This window comes from Gracilibacillus phocaeensis, assembly GCF_900626275.1.
GTDB lineage: Bacteria > Bacillota > Bacilli > Bacillales > Amphibacillaceae > Gracilibacillus > Gracilibacillus timonensis.
Genome location: NZ_LR131144.1, coordinates 18,645 through 40,061, shown reverse-complemented (window position 1 = coordinate 40,061; position 21,417 = coordinate 18,645). Strand labels below are relative to the sequence as shown.

At 39.9% G+C, this 21,417-nt stretch carries 8 protein-coding genes; 1 reads left to right on the top strand and 7 read right to left on the bottom strand.

Annotation, left to right across the window (positions count from 1 at the left end; translation table 11 throughout):
• Positions 1-11: 11 nt before the first annotated feature.
• The 4 genes from E0E32_RS08100 to E0E32_RS08085 form a co-directional block, all read right to left on the bottom strand.
• A complete protein-coding gene (locus tag E0E32_RS08100; protein ID WP_130859533.1) occupies positions 12-1,607 on the bottom strand; it encodes a response regulator transcription factor in 1,596 nt (531 codons plus the stop codon).
• Positions 1,585-3,381 carry a sensor histidine kinase gene (locus E0E32_RS08095; RefSeq protein WP_066191406.1) on the bottom strand — a complete coding sequence of 599 codons (1,797 nt, stop codon included), beginning with the start codon at positions 3,379-3,381 and terminating at the stop codon, positions 1,585-1,587. The genes E0E32_RS08100 and E0E32_RS08095 overlap by 23 nt, the downstream gene beginning before the upstream one ends.
• Before the next feature lie 930 nt (positions 3,382-4,311).
• Positions 4,312-5,040, bottom strand: coding sequence for a nucleotidyltransferase family protein (locus E0E32_RS08090; RefSeq protein WP_130859532.1), 729 nt, complete (start codon positions 5,038-5,040; stop codon positions 4,312-4,314).
• 59 nt (positions 5,041-5,099) lie between these two features.
• Positions 5,100-8,111, bottom strand: coding sequence for a hybrid sensor histidine kinase/response regulator (locus E0E32_RS08085; protein ID WP_165444995.1), 3,012 nt, complete (start codon positions 8,109-8,111; stop codon positions 5,100-5,102).
• A 356-nt stretch (positions 8,112-8,467) separates the two neighbouring features.
• On the opposite strand from E0E32_RS08085, the gene E0E32_RS08080 reads away from it, so the two are divergent.
• Positions 8,468-9,589 (top strand): response regulator, encoded by a 1,122-nt coding sequence (locus tag E0E32_RS08080; RefSeq protein WP_130859530.1) that lies wholly within the window; start codon positions 8,468-8,470, stop codon positions 9,587-9,589.
• A 246-nt stretch (positions 9,590-9,835) separates the two neighbouring features.
• On the opposite strand, the gene E0E32_RS08075 is transcribed toward E0E32_RS08080, so the two are convergent.
• From E0E32_RS08075 to E0E32_RS08065, 3 genes are all read right to left on the bottom strand, one after another.
• Entirely contained in the window at positions 9,836-20,170 is a 10,335-nt protein-coding gene (locus E0E32_RS08075) for a Cna B-type domain-containing protein (protein ID WP_130859529.1), read from the bottom strand.
• 255 nt (positions 20,171-20,425) lie between these two features.
• Positions 20,426-20,845: an AbrB/MazE/SpoVT family DNA-binding domain-containing protein gene (locus tag E0E32_RS08070; protein WP_078060073.1), complete on the bottom strand. Its 420-nt coding sequence runs from the start codon at positions 20,843-20,845 to the stop codon at positions 20,426-20,428.
• Complete coding sequence (locus tag E0E32_RS08065; RefSeq protein ID WP_130859528.1) at positions 20,811-21,287, bottom strand: AbrB/MazE/SpoVT family DNA-binding domain-containing protein; 477 nt, start codon at positions 21,285-21,287, stop codon at positions 20,811-20,813. Before E0E32_RS08065 ends, E0E32_RS08070 begins: the two co-directional genes overlap by 35 nt.
• Positions 21,288-21,417 lie beyond the last annotated feature (130 nt).

Below are 21,417 nucleotides of genomic sequence, written 5' to 3'. Positions count from 1 at the left end.
ATCCACACCCTTTACTCCCATTCTAATGATTTTCGATAGGCTGCCGGTGTCTTACCTACATGTTTTTTGAAAACCGTACTGAAATAGGCGGAACTTGAAAAGCCAACCAGATTGGCCACATCAATAATTTTTAAATGGTGATCTTCAAGAAATTTTTTCGATTCTTTCAGACGCACTTCTGCCAGATATTCGCTGAAATTCTTCCCAGTTTGTGTTTTGAAAATTTCGGATAAGTAAGCAGCATTAATATGGAATAAATCTGATAATGTCGTTAATGAAATATCATTACCATAGTATTGGTCAATATAACTTCGTACCCCGTCAACAATTCGTTGTCCATCCGATGATTTGGTATCATTAATCCACTCCATTACTACAGTTGCCAATTGGATTAAGTACGCCATCACTTTTTTCTGTGCATTCAGTTCCCAGATTGCTTGTTGACATTGCCAGATAAGCTGCTGGGTATGCTTGGTTTCCACACCATACTTCTTAGCGAGAGAACCTAGACAAAATAAAACTCGATTAGCTGCGACCGAAAAGGATAATACCGATTGTGGCGTTGCCTCACCTAACATCATCTCTAGTTCTGATTGAAACCTAGCTATATTCGTTTGTTCAATCGCATTGATGATTCGTTTCTCTAACTCCGGTGAAAAATCTGTCAAATCTTCTGGTCTCACACTCTCATCTATCACCTGTGAACGACTCCCCAGCTTACTTTGGCTCCAAGACAACAAGCTAGAGATATAGCCAGTCTTTAGTTCATCCAAACCGCTTACCTGACTGCCTACTCCTACCACTGTTTCTAATTTCAACAATTTTTTGACATGATGTTGAATAGATTTGGCAAGAGCACTTGTTTGGTTATGAAAAGCCGGTTCTAACAAAATAAGAAATTGCATCATATGGGTATAATGAGGATCATAAAAAGCATATATGCCATGCTGGTGATCAGACATTTCTTTACAGAGCATTTGAAAGGCACCACGCAGTTGATTCACACGATTTGATTGTTGATTGATCTCTCTTACTTCAACTGTTATGAACTGTGCCTCCCACTCGCCGTCGAGTAATACATCCAACTTAAGCTGCTTGAGCCGTTCTTGCAAAAAGCTTTGTTGCACCCATTCTTCCTTTACTAACGATAACAAACATTGTTCCTGAACCTCTTGAAGTTGTGTTCTTGCTTGTCTCTGCACACGATCCAATTCCAATTGTTTATGTTTGTCTTCATCTATAACTGCTTTCATCCGTTCTAATACCTCTTCTAGCTCATCCGGATCTACAGGCTTTAGCAAATAATCCCGTACACCCTTCTTCATAGAGGTTTTTACATACTCAAAGTCTGAATAACCTGATAGAACTACAACTTTCGTCTGTGGATACCTTTCCTGGCAGTGCCTTGCCAGTTCTATTCCGTCCATCACAGGCATTCTTACGTCGGTCATTACTAAATCTAATCTATGTTTTTCTAACACCTCCAATGCTTCTTTCCCATTACCTGCTTCTGCAATCACCTCAAACCCCATATCCTTCCAATCAACTTTCCATTGTAATCCTTTACGAATCTGCATTTCATCATCAACGATCAAAACCTTCCTCATGAATAGTCCCTCTTTCTTGATTAATCATTAATGTAATGGTCGTCCCTTTATTTGCCTCACTATTTATGTGATAAGTGAACTCTTCTCCGTAATATAAGTGTAAACGATCCAATACATTCTTTAATCCAATACTATTTCCACCGCTTTCTAGTGTGTTACCATTATGAGAAACAGATAGCTTCTGAATCACTTCACCTGGTATACCCACCCCATCGTCTATTATTTGTATCATCAATTGATTTTTCTGGTAATTGGTTTCCACTTTTACCTCTGCTTGGTTTTTCGAAAGCAAACTATATTTTACAGCATTTTCAACTAATGGCTGAATAATAAATTTGATGATAGGAAGTTCCTTTGCCTCTGGATCTTCCTCAATGGTGATCGTTAAATCCTCTTCGTATCGAAGCTGCAGTATCTTAGCATAGTTGCGAATATACTGGATTTCTTCAGCCAGTGTGACCACATTCGATTTGGTATTCAAAGAGTAACGCAGCATTTTGCCAAGATAGACACTGACATTCATTACATCTCGATTCTTTCCTTGAGCTGCCAAACCTCCAATTATTTCTAACGTATTATTTAAAAAGTGCGGATTAATCTGCAATAACAGTGCCTTATACTCCGCATTTCGTCTGCGAATATTGGTTTTATATTCACTATCGATCAATTGCTTTAGGCGGTCCACAGTATGCGCAAATACTTGTAACAAATAACCAATTTCATTATTACCAGACCGGATCGTTGGCATTAATTTTTGCGCTTTTTCAAAATCTCCTTTCTCCAAATGATGCATTGCTTTGGTAAGTGATCGCAAAGGGTCTGTAATAGAAGAAGAGAACAGGAAAGAAGCAATCATCGTAATGAAAAATAGCCCTGCACTAAGTAATAGCATACTCTTTTGCAATTGATTCGGGCGAGAGAACAGATCTTGCTCTGTCACTTCACTTACTAGTATCCAATCACCTACCGATAATTGTTGATAGAACAGGAAATATTTCTCTTCGTTATCTTCTATCTCTAATAAACCTTGCTCACGAGGCATATCCTCCACATCGGATAAAAAAGAATTGATAATATGCTTTGGTGTATCTATACTCCCAGATAATACATTGTCCCCATATTGATCGATGATAAAGGTATTGCCCTGGTCCCCTACCTTTATTCTTTGCAAAGATTCCTCCAACAGCTTGGTTGAAAAATTAACCTTGATCACACCACTATCTTTTAGTGTGTTCAAATCCACTAATGGAATTAAGTGACTATTTATTTTCATATCACGCATTAAAGCAGATTGCTGGTTGCTGTCGACATGGGATTTAGTAAACGTTTGATCATACTCAATAAAATCGGTGTACCATTCAGTCTGATCCAATCCTGGATAGTCTCCCCACAAACCTTCACCATCATGAGTGAAAATGGATACAGAAATATTGTTGGAGCTATTGACCATCATTGAGCTTAGTAAACCATTTAACTGATTTCGCACCAAAAATCTATTAGTCGCTAAATTGGCATCGTCATCTACTTCCGCTGTTCGGAGCCATTCCTGTGTAACGGGATTGACCAGAATTTGCTGTCCTGCATCCGCTGCCTGTGTTGTAATGGACTCAGCATAGATAGAGAATTGATCCATCATTCCGATCGTCAACTCCTGTGTCTGTTCCTTAATATAGCTAGTAAACAGGCTCGGTATAACAAGGGATAGCACAAAGAAGGGGATCGTTAATAAACATAAAAAAACAAGAAATAATTTATTTCGTAAGGATAGAAACATATCAGTTCCTCCAGAATATACTTAAATTTCCAGTTTCAGACTTTTTGTGAAATTTGCATTGTGTGAATGGAATGAAAGATATCTATGCAATTCTTGTCGTTCCATCTGTCCATTCGAAACATCAACTGGTATACTGTGCCTTTCTCAATATACTACAAACGGTTGAAACTGTATAATCTGCTTTAGGTATTACTTCATACTCCATACTTTTCCTTGATAGACATGTTATTGCTGTTTCTACCACTTCACAATGAATCATTTGTCATTTCATCTCTACTAAATTGGTTGGTTAATCCAGATACAATTGCTCCCTTATTGCAATTTGTTGATTGTAGAATATACAAATGATAAGTAACTATTTTTCATCATATAGCAACCGCTTTCACATGTCAACCGGTTGACTTGAGAAGCATTTATAAAGAACCATAACATAGGATCGAATCATTGTTGATCTAGCATGATGATGGCGCTTAGAGTCCTTCATACAAGCAGTCCATTCGATTGTCTACTACCCAGCGAGGAAATAGTTGAAAGGTTCAAACCACGCCTGCACTTGCACACCCTATGCATCAAAGCACAGTATAAAGATCCCATCGGTTGGTTGACGAAGAGACTGAACCCCCTTGTCTTACGGTATAGAAAACACGATGAGAGCGTTCTGTGCTCGAATCGCTTATTGACTTATGCCCGGTGGGTGAAAGCGGAAGCTATTTTCGGAGCGCTTCTTAGCACAAACAAACAATCAACTTTACTAGATGGAATAGTTGGACTGGCGACTTAACATCATCCAATTTATCGGTATCGCGGTTCGTTCCAGGTCAAAATCATTCCAAGTCTTATTATACCAAGGATCATATGCTTTATTATCTGACAAAAAAACTCTGCTTTAACCCAAGCAGAGATCGCTAATATACTATACTCTTTCGCCTTTTAAAACAACGACTGCACCTTCCGATAACTTTCTAAGGTACCGATATCGTAACAAGCCTCTGCCAGCGGAAATGCTTGGACAGGACGATGCTTGATAAGCCATGGGATGAAGTTACCTGGGGCGTCTGGATTATTGTCTTCTCTTATATATTGTCTTAGCAACGGCAAAGTTGACTGTTGATAAATGTAAAAAGGTGGGACTGCTAAGTTTGATTTTGGTACCTTTGGTTTTTCTTCAAACGTCTGAACCTCTCCCTGTTCATTTAAGGTCATCACACCAATTTGTTGCAAGGCTTCTTTATCTTCCAACTTATGATAAGTAATACAATCCGTTTGTGCTGACTGATAGAATTGAACAAAATCGGTTAAATCAAAGTCAAACAGATTATCACCGGCTAAGACCATCGTATCATCCTTGATTTGTTGTTGGTTGATAACATATGCGATATCGCCAATAGCTCCTAGGCGATCTTGGTTCGATGTGGTCTCATCGTTGACAATGGTTAATTGCTTTTGCCAGGCACTATCTTTCGCCCATTCTTCAAAGCTTGCGGCAAATTTCTGATTGGTAACCACATAGACACGATCGATGCTATCAATCGGTTCAATCTTCTCCATAATATGATTGATCAGTGGTTTACCTCCTATCTCCAATAATGGTTTCGCCTTATTTTTGGTCAATGGATACAGTCTTGTCGCATAGCCAGCTGCTAGAATGATGCATTTCATCCAATCGCTCCTTTGTGTTGTAATCCGTAGCTATCAGGTTCTTGCGGATGGAAGGTATTTCAATCATCAATATCTATCTCAAATGATATGCTCGTTCCTTTCCTTGGAGAACTCTCAATCGTTAATCCTTGATCCAGAAAACGTCTTAATCTTTTTTCTACGTTGGCAATTCCTACACCAGATTCACCGTTTCTATTGCTCATGGATATCTCCGTTGACTCCATACCTGTTCCATCATCTTCAATTGTAATACGCAGTTTAGACTTTTGCGGGATTTTCTTCACTTTGATGGTGACCGTACCTTCCCCCTGCTTGTCTCTAATACCATGTTTTACCGCATTTTCCACCAAAGGCTGTACGGTTAAAAAAGGTACCTGCACTTGTTGACAACTGTCCAGATCCCACTTGACATGCAAGGCATCCTGGAAGCGGACTTGTTCGATATACAAATAAGAACGAACAATATTTAATTCTTCTTCTAAAGGTATTAAGGATTCCATCTGTTGGAACTGAAATTTACTTCTGAGAAAATGACTAAACTCATTCAATAACTTCTTCATTTCCTCGATATTCCATTCACTAAAGGCCATAATGGCATTTAGCGTATTAAATATAAAGTGTGGTTGAATCTGAGCTTGCAGCCATGCTGTTTCTAGTTGTAGTTGCTGCTCCGCCACATGTTTCAGTGATATCAAGGAGTCCATCCTTGCCTTCAATTCAATCGGATCAACCGGCTTTGTGACAAAATCATTGGCACCAGCCATAAAGGCAGATGGCAGATCCGTGTTTCCACCCGTCAACAATAATACAGGAAGTTCTGTCAATGAATACCGCTGGCGGATCATTTCCGTTAGTTGATACCCAGATATTTCCGGCATCATGATATCGGAAATAACGATATCGCATTTTCTTTTTTTCAATTCTTCCAACGCTTGATGAGCATCCGATACAAGCACCGTTTCATATACTTCAGCAGGAAGGGACGCCTCGATAGCAAGCAAACTAGCTGGATTATCATCCACTATTAAAACAGTCGGCGCAAGTTCCTTACGATTTGGAAAGAGGGGCTCGCTCTCTTCTGCTTGACTAGTAGATCTTATACCATCTTGAGGTAAAGAAACCGCCGTCTCCGAGTCTGCCAGTGCCAATGTAAAAGTAAAGGTCGTTCCTTGCTCTTCATTAGCTGAGACTCGAATTGTACCACCATGCAGTTCGACTAGTTGCTTGGTAATCGATAAACCTAAGCCAAAACCACCTTCAGAAATAGGGGAAGAACTTTGCCCCTGTTCATACGGGAGAAACAATTGCTTTTGCTTGTCTGGGCTGATACCAATTCCCGTGTCTGAAACATGGATTTCCGCAAACGAATCTTTCACCAATGCAGATAATATAATTTGACCATGATTGGTATATTTAACGGCATTATCGACTAAATTATAGATAATCTGCCGCACGCGATTTTCATCGGCATATACTGCTGGAAAATTCTTTGGAATTTGATTAATCGTTTCCAGATTTTTCACACTAGAGGAAGCATTTAAGACATCCAATACCATAGTGGCGATTGGCTCTAATATAATCGCCTGTTTATGCAGATTTGGTTTACTATCTTCCAGTCTTCTTGCTTCTAGTAAATCGGTCAATAATAGATTCATCTGCCTACCCACATTCAGGACCGTATCTAATTCGTGGATGCTTCTATTAGACAGATTTGCTTCTTCTCGCTCCTTCACTGACTGGGATAGTAATAAGATACTATTTAACGGGTTACGGAATTCATGCGACGTGTTCGCAAGAAATTGATCCTTCTCTCGATTGATTTGCTTTAATCTATTGGCCAATTCATTCGTTTCTTTGTACACGTTAAAATATCGTTGGACTAAAACCAAGGAAAAGCAGATTAAGGCAATCACTAGATCAAACGGATAAAACGTCAGACGCATCCCTTGCCCATCCCATAAATAATTCCATATCCCATGATGCGAAATAGCGATAAAACTACATAACACTAGTGTAACGGCTTTATTGTTTCGCAACATTTGCATAACAGAAGCAATCACAATAATAACGGTAATAAAGGCAAATATATTATAAATGGGTCGTATCGTAAACACTAATGACATGGGCAAAAAGTAGCTGACCACAGCGAGGATTATCATCCCCCATTTCCAAAAAGGGAACAGTTTAGGCCAATACGGCAGTTTTTGGTGATCGGTTGACTGCACTAGGGCATAAAAAATGATTAAGTACACTGTATGAATCAGCCAATATTCCAGGTCATAGCTAATATTGACAAACTGCTGAAAGACTTTCCCGCCAGAATAGAATAGAAAACCAGTAAACAGACTAAAGCTCAACAAGGCAAAATAGAGAATTTTTTTCTCGCGATCTCCAATAGCATAAATAATCAAACTAAACAGTAAGAAAATAAAAAGCACAGCCGCAATACAAACTTGTAAATAATTCGAAAGTTGCACGTCATTTGTTATGGCAGACTCTGTCCCAAGCCGGACCGAGAAATTAATACCACCATTTCTGCTGTCTTTAAAATTAGCTGCTTGAATCACAATGTCCAGATTACCTGTTTCATCGGGGGTAAGAACAATCATTCGGGGCATTAAATCTGCTTGATAGGCTGCTTCTGTTTTAGCTGGTCGTCCCACTTCTGCCTCTTTTTGTCCATTCACATAAATCTCTGCTGATGTACGAACTTCCCGTATGTATAATGCATATGGTTCATCTTGCTGCGGATCCACTTTGATTTGTAATCGATAAGAGCCATACCCAAATGGAGAACCTAATGTATCCTTCCAGCCTCCTGGAACCATTTCTGTAACTGGTTCAAATAGTGTCTCATCCATCATAAATTGCGAGGGATAAAACTTCCATTCTCCATTAAGTAATAAAGTTTCCTGCTCTTCCCATCGCCATTCTCGTAAATCAATGACACCATTTTGAATATCCGGTTGGTAATTTTCTTGGAATATCCCCATCCAAATGAAGCGCAGACCCATTAAACAGAGAAGAAATAGAAGGAGAAAACTAAGTAGTCTGATATTTTGTCGTTTCATATACATCCTCCCTCTTCCTGTCCCTGAACTCAACATAATTGGTGTTCTTCTGCTTTATCATCCCAGCAACATGAGAGCGATTTAGTTAGAAGTATCATCTTTCAATTTATCAGTATAAACTTTTTTCGTACACTATTATATCACACAACCCAACCAGATTTTATATTCCTTTTGCACTAGATAATCATTGTTTTTGATACCAAGAATGAGGTATCAATCTCTTTATAAACGCTTTTTTATCCTTTATAATAAAAATATACTATACATTTTATTTGAGATTTGTTTACTACGATTATTTACTCATTTTATACTACCAGAGCAACATCAATCTCTCAAAAAGGTCAGGTGAATTTATCATGCGAGCTTTATTATTCGACGATGAACCCTTAGCCCTTGATTTCCTTGAACACCAGTTGAAAAAGACCAATCGAATAACACAAATGCACAAATTCCAAGATGCCAGTATTGAGCAGCGTGAATCGCTTATTCAACAAGCAGATATTGTGTTTTTGGATATTGAAATGCCTGGCATAAACGGTCTGGAATTAGCAGAACTTATTATCGAAATAAACCCAGCTATTAGTTTAGTTTTCGTCACGGCATATGATCAGTATGCCATAGAAGCATTTAAAATCCACGCCTTAGACTACTTACTTAAGCCAGTTGATGTGAAACGATTGAATGTCACCTTAAAACGAATTGATTATCTCATTGAAAGTCAAAGTAAACAAGTACCGGCTCACAAACATTTACATATTGACATCTTTCAAGATTTAAGGTTCCAATTTGCTGATGAAACGGAAACACGAAAAATAAAATGGCGTACATCGAAAACGAAAGAGTTATTTTTGTACTTATTACATCAGCAAGGACAAAGTGTATTGAAAAGCCAGCTGATTGAATTATTTTGGCCAGATATTGAGCTACAGAAAGCATATGCTCAACTCTATGTCACTATTTATCACATACGTAAAACACTTGGCAGTTTTAACAATCATATTACGATTACCAATATTCATGATGGTTACCTGTTAGAATTACATAGAGTCACGGTTGACCGTCTGGAGTGGGAGAAACAATTAAAAAAAGATACGTCTATTCGAGAAGATACCTTGAGTTATTATGAAGATTTATTAAAGACTTACCCTGGAAGTTATTTACACAATAATGATTATATATGGCTAGAAGCCGAACGATATAAAATAGAAAGAATATGGCTATCCAAGACTGTTAAACTAGCTAACTACTATTTTGACCATCATCAGTTGGATAAAGCGATTGAATGGTACACATACATTACGGAAATAAAACCAGATGATGAGACCATCGCCTGGAAATTAATGCGGTTATACGCTTCCTTGAATTATGGCATGCTTGTACATCATCATTATAAACTATTAAGATCAACCCTGAATGACTTAGATGTCGCGATGCAACCTGCGATTAGGAATTGGTATCAGGAGTGGATGAGAAGTTGAATTTATGTCTCTTTTTCACCTTTTTATTGTAGAGAATATCTAAGGTGTTCCGTGGAATCTCTGCCACTGGGGAAGACTCTCAACATTGGTACTTGTTTTGACCATCATTGCAATAACGATTAAAATACCTAAGAAGTGATGTAATTTTATTTGTCAACCTCCATCATTTAACATTTCCAAGCCTATTATTTCAGTGTAAATAAAAGCCCTCACCGTTGTGGTAAGGGCTTTTCTGTCATCTCTTACTTAGGACTCTTTTCTGCGTTTGGCGATCAAGATGGATGCACCGCCTAAGATTGTTAAAGCTAAACCGATTAGTAACAAGTTGAAGGTATTGGTTGCTGTCGCTGGCAATTCACCATCACCTGTTTCATCGGATCCTGGTTGATCAGTAGTGCTCTCGGTGTCTCCTTCACCTGGATCGGTTGTTTCTGGATCTTCAGGCTTAGTCGGTTCCTCTGGATCTTTAGGATCTGTTGGTTTCGCCGGATCTTCTGGATCAGGAGATTCTGGCTCTCCAGGTTCCTCCTTGACAAAACCAAAGTCTAGCGTTGGATCACGTTCTTCGTCTTCTGTTAAGTGACGAGAAGTTGCAAACCAAGTAGAAGAGTCGATCGTGATATCATCGCCTACTCCTTCTAAGGTTGGTACATATCCCTCCAACGCCTTAGCTGATGCTTCTCGATCAATGCGAACAATATACGTATTATCGATCGGTAAATCGTTGAATGTATACCAGCCATCTTCATCGGTGGTGGTTGGTCCAACTAGATTACCGTACACATCGGTTACCGGATTACCATCTTCATCCTCAATCGTTAGTACCACACCTTCGATTGGGATGTCTGTTTCATCCTGCAAACCATTTTTGTTCTCATCGTACCAAACATAGTCGCCGACACTTACTTTCTTGGGACTGTTCACGATGATTACGTTGCTCGAATCTTTTACTTCGACAGAGCTCACATAGCCTGTAACTTCTTCTTCTTCAACGGTATAGTCAATTTCTTCTCCGTCGGCAAAGAGATCTAAGCCAGTAAAATCAGCTTGCCAGTTGTTCGATTTGTTTAACTCTCTAGAATCTACTTTTTCACCATCGGCTAATAAATTAATGGTAATAGCCTTTGGGCGTACCTCTTTATAATTACCGTCGTTCCAATGTTTCACCACATTGATACTGGTTTGTTCTGGCGTATAACTGTTGGTGATATTCATGCCATCCATCGCAGCTGAATAACCTTCTACATTGTCTTCTTGAACGGTGTAATTAATTTCTTCGCCATTCTCAAGTTTTGGCTGATTGATAAACGCAAATGTCCAATCTGTTTCTGCTGTTACTTCAACAGAATCTACTTCTTTTCCATTTGCTAAAAGATGAACCATGATCGAATCTGGGCGTTTGCCATCTTGATTATCGGCATCATCCCATGTTTTCGTTCCTGATAGATCAGTTACTACTCTTACAAAGCCAAAGTCTAGGGTTGGGTCACGCTCTTCGTCTTCTGTTAAATGACGAGAAGTGGCTTCCCATGTTGAGGAGTCAACTGCATTGTCGTCTCCTTCTTCATCCAACGTTGGTTCGTAATCTTGTAGAACGTCTGCCGATTTTTCACGATCAATGTGAACCGTATACTGATGATCTGCTGGTAAATCATCAAATGTATACCAGCCATTTTCATCCGTTGTGGTTGGTCCGACTGGCTCTCCGTACACATCGGTTACTGGATTACCGTCTTCATCTTCAATCGTTAATACAACACCTTCGACTGGAATGTCTGTGTCATCTTGCAGACCATCTCGGTTCTCATCGTACCAAACATAGTCGCCGACACTTACTCTCTTCGATTTAACGAAACCGAAATCTAAGGTTGGATCTCGTTCTTCGTCCTCTGTTAAGTGACGAGAAGTGGCTTCCCATGTTGAGGAGTCAACTGCATTGTCGTCTCCTTCTTCATGCAATGTTGGTTCGTAACCTCTTAAGGCGTCCTCCGATGCCTCACGATCAATGCGAACAGTGTACGTATGATCGATTGGCAGATTGTCGAATGTATACCAACCTTCATCATCAGTAGTGGTTGGTTCTACTGGATCACCATATACATCGGTTACTAGATTGCCATCTTCATCTTCAAGTATTAATACAACACCTTCGACTGGAATGTCTGTATCATCTTGCAGACCATCTCGGTTTTCATCGAACCAGACGTAGTCGCCGACGCTTACTTTTTCAGGGCGGTTGGTGATGGTGAATCCATCTTCCGCATTCCCAGTAATACTTTCTGCTACGTAACCTTCCGCTTCTTCTTGAACGGTGTAAGTAATTTCTTCACCATTCTCGAATTTTGGTTGGTTTGTAAATTCAAATGTCCAATCTGTTTCTGCTGTTACTTCAACAGACTCTGCTTCCTCTCCATTAGCTAAAAGATTAACGGTGATGGAATCAGGACGCTGGTCAAAATGATTGTCTCCATCATTCCATTCCTTTGTTCCTGCTAAATCAATTAGCTCTGGTTTATGGGTATTAGTAATGACATAGCCATCCGCTGCATTTCCGGTTATTTCTGAGTTTTCATAACCTTCAACTACTGCTTCTTCCACCGTGTATTCAATTAATTCCCCATCTTTGTATTCGTCTAGATCCGTAAAGTCTGCCTGCCAATTATTATCAGCGGTTAATTCAACTTCTTGATCTGTTGATTCACCATCAGCGAGTAACTCTACCGTAATGGAGTCTGGGCGAACGCCGTCTTGGTTATTTGCATCATCCCAAGTTTTCACAACATTGACGCTTGTTTTACCTGGTGTATAGCTATTGGTAATATCCATACCGTCAATTTCCGTAGAATATTCTTCTACATTGTTTTCTTGAATGGTGTAATTAATTTCTTCGCCATTCTCGAATTTTGGCAAGTCTGTAAATGCATAGCTCCATTCTGATTCCTCAGAAACGTCAACAGTTGCGTCTTCTACTTCTTCACCATTTGCGAATAAACGAACCGTAATTGATTCTGGACGCTTGCCGTCTTGATTATTGGCGTCATCCCATGTCTTCGTTCCGTCTAAATCAATCAGCTCCGGCTCATGCGTATTCGTAATGACATAGCCATCTGCTGCATTTCCGGTTGTTTCCGTTTCGTAACCGTCAACGGCTACTTCTGCAATGCTGTATTCAATTTCTTCTCCATTTGCATAAACATCAAGTTCTGTAAAGTCTCCCTGCCAGTTATTTGCTTCATTCAGAATTAATTCCTGACCGGTGTCTTCTTCATCTGCAAATAATTTTACAGTGATAGACTCTGGTTGAATGCCATCTTGATTATTGGCATCTTCCCATACCTTCTCAACATTGATGTTGGTTTGCTCTGGTTTATGATGGTTGGTAATATCCATGCCTTCAATATCAGCATCGTAACCCTCTACATTGTCTTCTTGAATGGTGTAATTAATTTCTTCCCCATTCTCGAATTTCGGCAAGTCTGTAAATGCATAGCTCCATTCCGTTTCCTCAGAAACTTCAGCGACTGCCTCTTCTACTTCTTCACCATTTGCGAATAAACGAACCGTAATTGATTCCGGGCGCTTGCCGTCTTGATTCTCGGCATCATCCCAAGTTTTTGTTCCGTCTAAATCAATCCGCTCCGGCTCATGTGTGTTCGTGATGACAAAACCATCTGCTGCATTGCCGGTTGTTTCTGTTTCATAACCATCAACGGCTGCTTCTTCCACGTTATATGAAATTTCCTCACCATCTGCATAAACATCCAGTTCCGTGAATTCTCCCTGCCAGTTATTTTCTTCATTTAGAACTAATTCCTGACCGGTTTCTTCATCTTCCACAAATAATTTTACAGTGATAGATTCTGGTTGAATGCCATCCTGGTTATTGGCATCTTCCCATACTTTCTCGACATTGATGCTGGTTTGTGCAGGCTCATGATGGTTGGTTAACATGATATTTCCGTGATCCTCATCATTAACAGAGACTTCATAGCCATCCGGTACAGAGACTTCTTGAACCGAATAGTCAATTTCTTCTCCGCCGTTTTGATAAGTGTCCAGTTCAGACCATGTATGCATCCAGTCATCTTCTACAGATAAGGTAACTGTATCCCCAATCGCATCTTCTCCAGCATACAATTGAACTTCTACTTGCTCCGTACGAATGCCGTCTTGATTATTGTTATCATCCCAGCCTTTCGTAACGGTAACAGATGTTTGCTCTGGTGTATAGGAATTGGTGATAGTTACTTCACCTTCATCCGATGTTTCCAATTCTGTAGAATAATCTTCCACTGAATCTTCTGTCACACGATATCCAATTTCTTCTCCGTTACGATTTTTCGGTAAATCTTCAAACGTATGCGTCCAATCATTTTCTTCATTTAATTTAACCGTGCCTACAATTTCTGATTGATCATTGATAACCTGAACGGATACACTATCTGGGCGTACACCATCTTGATTCTCTGCATCATCCCATACTTTAGTAACAGGTATATCTACTGTATCTGGTGTGCGGTTGTTTGTAACCAGCACATTGCCATTTGATTCTGTTACTGTCGGTTCATCATAACCATCTGGGATTTCTGTTTCTTCTACCGTATAATTGATTGGCTCGCCATTTTGATTAACATCCAATTCGTTCCATGTATGGGCCCAATCATTTTCTGCCGATAAACGGACAGGATTGCCGGCAGGTTCATCATCCGCAAATAATTGAACGGTAACATTATCCGGACGTACACCATCCTGGTTATTTCCATCTTCCCAGCCCTTCATAACTGTTACAGATGTTTGTTCCGGCGTACTGCTGTTGGTTACAACAAAACTGCCATCGCCTTGCTTGGTAACTTCTGCAGAATAATTTTCCACATTATCTTCTGTCACACGGTATTCGATTTCATCCCCGTCATGATATTTCGGCAGATTTTCAAAGACATGCGACCAGTCGCCATTTTCATCGGCAGTGACTTCCGCTGTATCAACAATCTCAGAAGCCTCATTGACTACGTTAAGCGTAATACTGTCTGGACGATTACCGTCTTGGTTATTGGCGTCATCCCATGCTTTTTCTACCGGGATATCAATCAATTCCGGCTCATAGCTGTTGGTAATCGTAATAGCTCCATGATTTTCATCATTTATTTCTGAGTCATATCCTTCTGGAACACTTACTTCTTCAACAGAATAATTAATTGCTTCGCCGCCATCACGGTTCGCATCTAAACCGGACCACGTATAAGACCAGCCATCTCCCGCTGTAACGAGTACCGTATTTCCGAGCGATTCTCCATCCGCTAACAATTGAACGCGAATGCTGTCCGGACGCTCGCCGTCTTGATTATTGGCATCGTCCCAGAGTTTATTGACGGTTACTGAAGTCTGTTCCGGCGTATGTTCATTCGTTACGGTAAAGGTTCCATCTTGATTATTGGAAATAGAAGTGGAATAATCTTCTACTGTATCCTCTGCTACGCTGTAAACAATTTCTTCTCCGTCACGATTTACTGGTAAATCGGTAAATGTGTGAGACCAATTACCATCTTCATCTGCTGTTATTTCTTCGGTTGCTACAACTTCTGAACGATGATTATCATACAGATGGATTGTAATGCTGTCCGGGCGCTCGCCATCTTGATTATTGGCATCGTCCCAAGCTTTTTCCACTGTAATATCTGTTACTTCTGGTGTGTAGCTGTTTGTGATGGTATAGCCTTCTTCGGCATTTCCGCTAACTCCACTTTCATATTCAGCAGGAACATTGGATTCTGCAACGGTATATTCCATCTTTTCCCCATCTTGATATTCGTCTAAATCAGTGAAGGTTGCTTCCCAATTGTTTGATTCATTCAAGATGAGATAACGAGGGGTTTCTTCCCCATCTGCCAGCAGGTTAACTCTAATGCTGTCTGGACGATTGCCATCCTGATTTTCGGCGTCATCCCAGACTTTTTCTACCGGAATATCTACTTTACCTGGTGTATAGCTGTTTGTGATGACAAATCCGTTTTCTGCATCTCCTGCAATATCACTCTCATACTGCTCTGGTACATTTACTTCTTCAACGGTGTACGTAATGGCAGACCCGCTGTTATCAAACTCTGGCAGTTCTGTAAAAGAAGCTTGCCATTCATTGTCATTACTCAGCGCAATATTTTCCGTATCGGTTTCTTCACCATTTGCCAAGAGTGCGACTTCAATGGATTCTGGCCGGTTACCATCTTGGTTATTTGCATCATCCCACACTTTTTCTACCGGAATTTCAGTAGTTGAAGATATAAATTCATTGGTAATCGTTAATCCATCTTCTGAAACAGATTTTTCGTAATTATCCGGGACATTCACTTCATCGACAGTATAATCGTATGCATTACCATCCATATCGGTTCTGTCCAAATCAGTCCACGTATAATCTATTTCTCCGTCTTCCAAGGTTACCGGATCGCCAAGTGCTTCTCCATCTCTGTATAATTGCAGATCAATGGATTCCGGGCGTTGATTTTCACCACCTTGCCACTCTTTCGTGCCAGTTACATCAATTTTTTCCTTGGTATTCTCGACATTTACTTCATAGACATTTTCATCATTGCCATATGGCTCTTCTACGTTAATTTCGATTTCTTCTTCGGAGATAACATATCCTTCTGGTGATCCCGCTTCTTGCAGATAATAAGTTCTGAGCGGCAAGTTTCCGATATTCAGAACACCATTTTCTGTAGTGAATTCCTCACCAAACTGGACTCTCTCTTCATTGAGTTCATACCATAACGTGAATGTAGCTTCGTTATTGGCAATGGTCTCATCTGCTTCCGCATCCACCTTCGTAACCTGAATGGCTCCGCGGTTCGGGTTATACTCGCCATCTACCCAAGAGAATTGGCTTGCGTTTAGACTGTCCGATGAGACTGTTTCATCTTCAACACCAGTACCATTAAGTTCAACTGTATTGTTTACCGCACCGTCTTCTTCGGTTACAACGGTTTGATAGTTTAGTGTCAGCGTCTCAGTCAATGTCTCATTTAATTCAATCGTTAATACTGTTTCGCCATCATCGGATTCTGTAACATTAAGCGAATAATCTTCCTCTGTTAATACCGTACCATCTGCTTTCGTAATCTCCATGCTGTCTTCTACATAAACAAGTCCATCACTGATGGTATCGGTAATAACAGCATTTTCAACGATAGAAAGACTTTCATTCACACGTACTTGCCAGTCAATCTCTTCACCGGTAAAGACGTCGTTTCCTTCCAGTCCGACAGGTCCTTTTTCCAGGAAGTTTTCATGTCTGTCATAGTTCACGGTTCCTGAATAAGGATAATTTGTACCGTTGACATTAACGTTTGCTTCGTTTGTATAATTCGGCTGTGAGATATCTGGTACAGTAGTTGTGAATTCTACTACATATCTTTCATCTACCTCAAACCCATCGGCAAACTCTAATGTAAATGTATCGCCTTCTACGTTAACAGAATAGTTATCGGAACTTAGTACATCTTCTTCGTTAATGCTTGTATTACCACTCGCATCTACACCATAAGATTTCACGACAATGCTGTCTGCATCAATCGTTCCGCCATACTGCAATGCATCGGAAATTTCCACACCAGTTCCAAGGTTCTGTTGCTGATAGTTTGTATACAGCTGCCAAGCGACTTTTCTTTCCGAACCGCTCTCCCAGCCCTCAACTAAGTTTCCATCAGCATCTTCCCGGACTAATTGCCCTTCCTTTTTACCGCTGTTCCAAGCATCTTCTCTTACTTCTTCATTGGCATCACGGGTTTGGTCAAATGAATGTCCATTCTCCGTTGTACCTTGATATTGCGCTTGGTTAATATAGTTTCTAACGCCTTCTTTATCTTCGTACCCTGTATGTGGATTTTCAACTTCATCCGGATCATAGGAAGTCGTGTAGTTTACTTCTAATTGACCGCCATCAAGTTCTACACCTTCATTTACAGTAATCGTAAAACCATTGTGATAGCTGCCGTCAATTGGTGCTAAAGTATAATCTTCAAATGCTTCTCCACCTAAGGTTACTTCTAATGAATCTTCTAGTAAATACATCCCTTGATTCGGGAAAGTATCCGTAATTGTCAGCTCAGTAATCGCTTCTCTGATTGGATTAACTGTCAGTTGCCAATCCATTGTCTTTTCATTATAGTTAATACCTTCAAATGACTTTCCAAAGCTATTTGCCGGTATATCAACCGGTGTCTCTACCTCTGTTGATTCTTCACCAATACCGTCACCATTTAGTGAAGCAGTATTTGTAAAACTGTTTGCTGTAAAATCTTCAATTCCAGTCGTATAGGTAATTGTTAGATGCTCTGAACCGATATTACCTAAATGAATTTCTACGTTTCTCGGTCCTTCCGTATTCGTGCTAATATCAATGTTTTCAGCTTCAAACGGATCTCCATTTTCATTCGTAATCACAATATCATCTTCAGAAATTGACAAACCTTCTGGAATCACATCTGTGATTACTGCATTATTGATTGGATGTTTTGCTTTGTTTACGTCAATTGTCCATGAAAGCTCTTTGTTTTCATAATCTACATTGGCATTACCGGATTTTTCAAGAAGCACTTGTCTCTCGAATCCGACCGTTGCTTCATCTTCTCCAATATTGATGTCTCCATCATGTAATTCCGTTTGGTTGGTGAATTCATTCCACGATTGAAAGTCTCCGTCATTTACTTCTAACCAATCAATGTCTGTACTGAATGTAATCTGATAAATGTCATCAGATGTTACTTCACCCAAATGGATCGGAAATTCATTGGAATCAATATCAATATTTTCAATCCAATTCCAGTCACTATCGTGCTTACCAACTTCGATGGAACCTTCTACTAACGATAATGCTTCTGGAAGCGTATCCTCCACGATTGCATCATCAATTTCTCCACCAGATTCATTCACAATAATTTCCCAGTCAATTTGTCCTGTTTCATTATTGTAATTACCGCTTTTTTCAATCGGATTACTTCTATTTCCTGCAAACACCGTTGATTCAGCAGGTAATTCGGTATCCCCATAAGAAAACGTTGCATCATTTGTAAAGTTTTCTACGCTATAATCTTCAATGGTCGTTGTATATTGCACACGGTACCCTTTATACGGATCTAAATTACCAAAATCAATAGAAAATTCATTCCCATTTACATTTGGATTTACATCCACTTCCGCTCCCGCATTTTTTGATCCATCAAGTCTCACAGATAACTCATTTACAACAAAGTCTCTTGGTTCCCCTAAGCCTTCTGGAAGAACATCTTCCAATGTTGCTTCTGCAATCGACTCCTCACCATCATTCATTACGTCAACCGTCCAAGTGATTTCTCTGGCATTTTGATCTCGATCCGGATGACCCTCTTTCTCTATGCCGCTGATATCTCCACTTGGTTTGGCAATAACAGTAAGTGTTTTATCGCTGCTGTCATTGAAGTTAATTTCTTGTTCGATATCTTCTTGGAATTTCTCTAAGTCAAATTGTAAATTAAGACCAAGAACACCATTTTGAACGTCGCCGTCTTCAATGTTGTCATTAAAAGTAAACTGCAGCAAACCATCTTGGATACTATAAGTTCCAACTGTAACACCGCCAGTAACAATCGGCTGGTTACTTATATTTACCTGTTGAAATACATCTGGTAATTGGATAGAAGCTGTATCACCAGCATTTGCATCACCATCTGTTTCCCATGCATACTCTATTTGCACACCAGTACCATCACCTATGTCAATAACAGCACCGTCTTCAACCTCTTCTCCATTAAGCTGGAAACTTTCAAAAGTGAAGATATTCCCTAGTTCAGCCTGAGGTCCAACGCTACGAGCTGTCGCTTCCTCTACAGAACCTTCATCATCTGCTGCACTCTTTTCAGCATCTGCCTCTTCCTCTTCAACAGCATCTTGCTCTGCGGATTCCTCTTCTGTTCCTTCTTCAGCCGCTTCTTCCTCTGCAGCCTCTTCTGTTCCTTCTGCTTCAGCTGCTTCCTCATTTACAGAGTCGCCTTCTTGCTCTTCTACACCTTCATCATCCGCTTCCTCTTCTGTTCCTTCTGCGTCTGATACTGGTGTTTCTTCTTCAAAGCCGCTCTCTTCCTGCCCTGTTACTTCATCTCCTTCCTCTGCAGCGGGATCTTGCTCTTCCACAGCTTCTTCTGCTTCTGCATTGGTTTCTTCTACAGCTTCTGGTTCGTCAACGGTTAATACTAACGTCTCTTCCGCTTTAGGATAATCCAATGCGGCTTCTGAAAAAGTAACAGAAATAGATTGTCCGTCTACGCTATAATCGGCAATCTCTGTTTCTTCGGCTGTTAAATTGCCGTCCTCTACTTCAAGGGCAATTGGTGATTCTAACTCAATCGAATCGTCTGGCTCTATCTCATGATCAGCTAACGACCAATCAATATGTAATTCCCGGCCATCAGACGTTTCCACTGCGGCAGGTTCTTGAAAAATCGAATTCTGCGATTCCTGTGCCTGCACGAGTTGTGCCGGAAGCATACCCGAAGCGGCTGTCTGGATCAACAGCAAGAAAATCAGCCATAAACTCAGATATTTTTTCAAAGCCTAATCTCCTTTCTTCTTAAAAGTAATGTAAGTTAGTACTCTTCTAGTCTATCTTTGTGAACTTTCCAATTTCTAAACAATCAATGAACATTATGTCTGTTTTATAGGTTTATAGGTCATAAGACTCTTTTTTTGTTTATTGAACATCAAAAGTACTCTTTTCTGTTAAAAAAAGAGCAAACTCTAGACAGAAGATATACTATTTTCCACAGCTACTGTCGGCATAATCTCGGCTTATCGAAAAGTAGATAGCTAGTCTTCCAATAATTGCTGTAAATCTTGATAAAGGATTTCTAATCCTTCTTGGCTAACTTGAAGCTGACCATTCAATAGCGGAAAGACAGGTTCATCCGTTTTACCAGTTACCTGGCATCTTGCATGTGTAACTTTCTTCAAGCCAATGCGATTAGCTTGCGTGTAAAATTCCACATGGTCTCCTGGATGCAGGCCATACTCTATCCTTAATTGATAAGGGATTAACAGGCGGCCGAGCCGATCCAATTTTCGTGCATCGGATTGTTCTCCACTAGCTTGTTCAATGATCAGAAAACCCTTTTTATAGCTGCAAGCTAATGGCGTATTGACCTGAAAGTTAAAGTGTTCTCTAACTAATGACGGAATGACTAATCGACCTAAATCATCCATTTGTTTTATGACGCCGATTGGTTTCATCACCGATCACCTGCCAGTCTTCCTGATTTTGTAGTAAGTCCTTGACTTCATCGATTAGCATCGCTGCACCTGGTTTACTAATAGGTATGTTTCCATTACCTACATAGTAGATTTCACCCTTGGTATTGCCTGTTACCACGCATTTCACTGCTTTCCTAATCACAATATAATTCCCTTCTAGCGTGATCGTTAAATAATCATCCTTGGAAATATGTAGATATTTGCGCAATTCCATCGGGATATTAACCCTGCCAAGTTCATCGATTTTCGTTTGCATGCTTGTCGCAAAAAGATTATAGTCTGGCTTACTGAGAATAATCTCACTTTCCTCTAAGCTGATTTGTAATGTATCTCCCTTAGAGACGCCATACATATCACGAATTTGATACGGTATAACCACTCTCCCTTTGATTGATTTCTTGGTTATCTCTGTACTTTTCATATGCCCAACCTGCCTTTATTCACTGTGTCTTTATCATATGAAAAGCATCTATACAATTTCTTATCAAAATTTCTTCGTTCTGACTAAAAACTGAATCAATAGTCATTTTTTATTACTCTTTTTTGCCTAG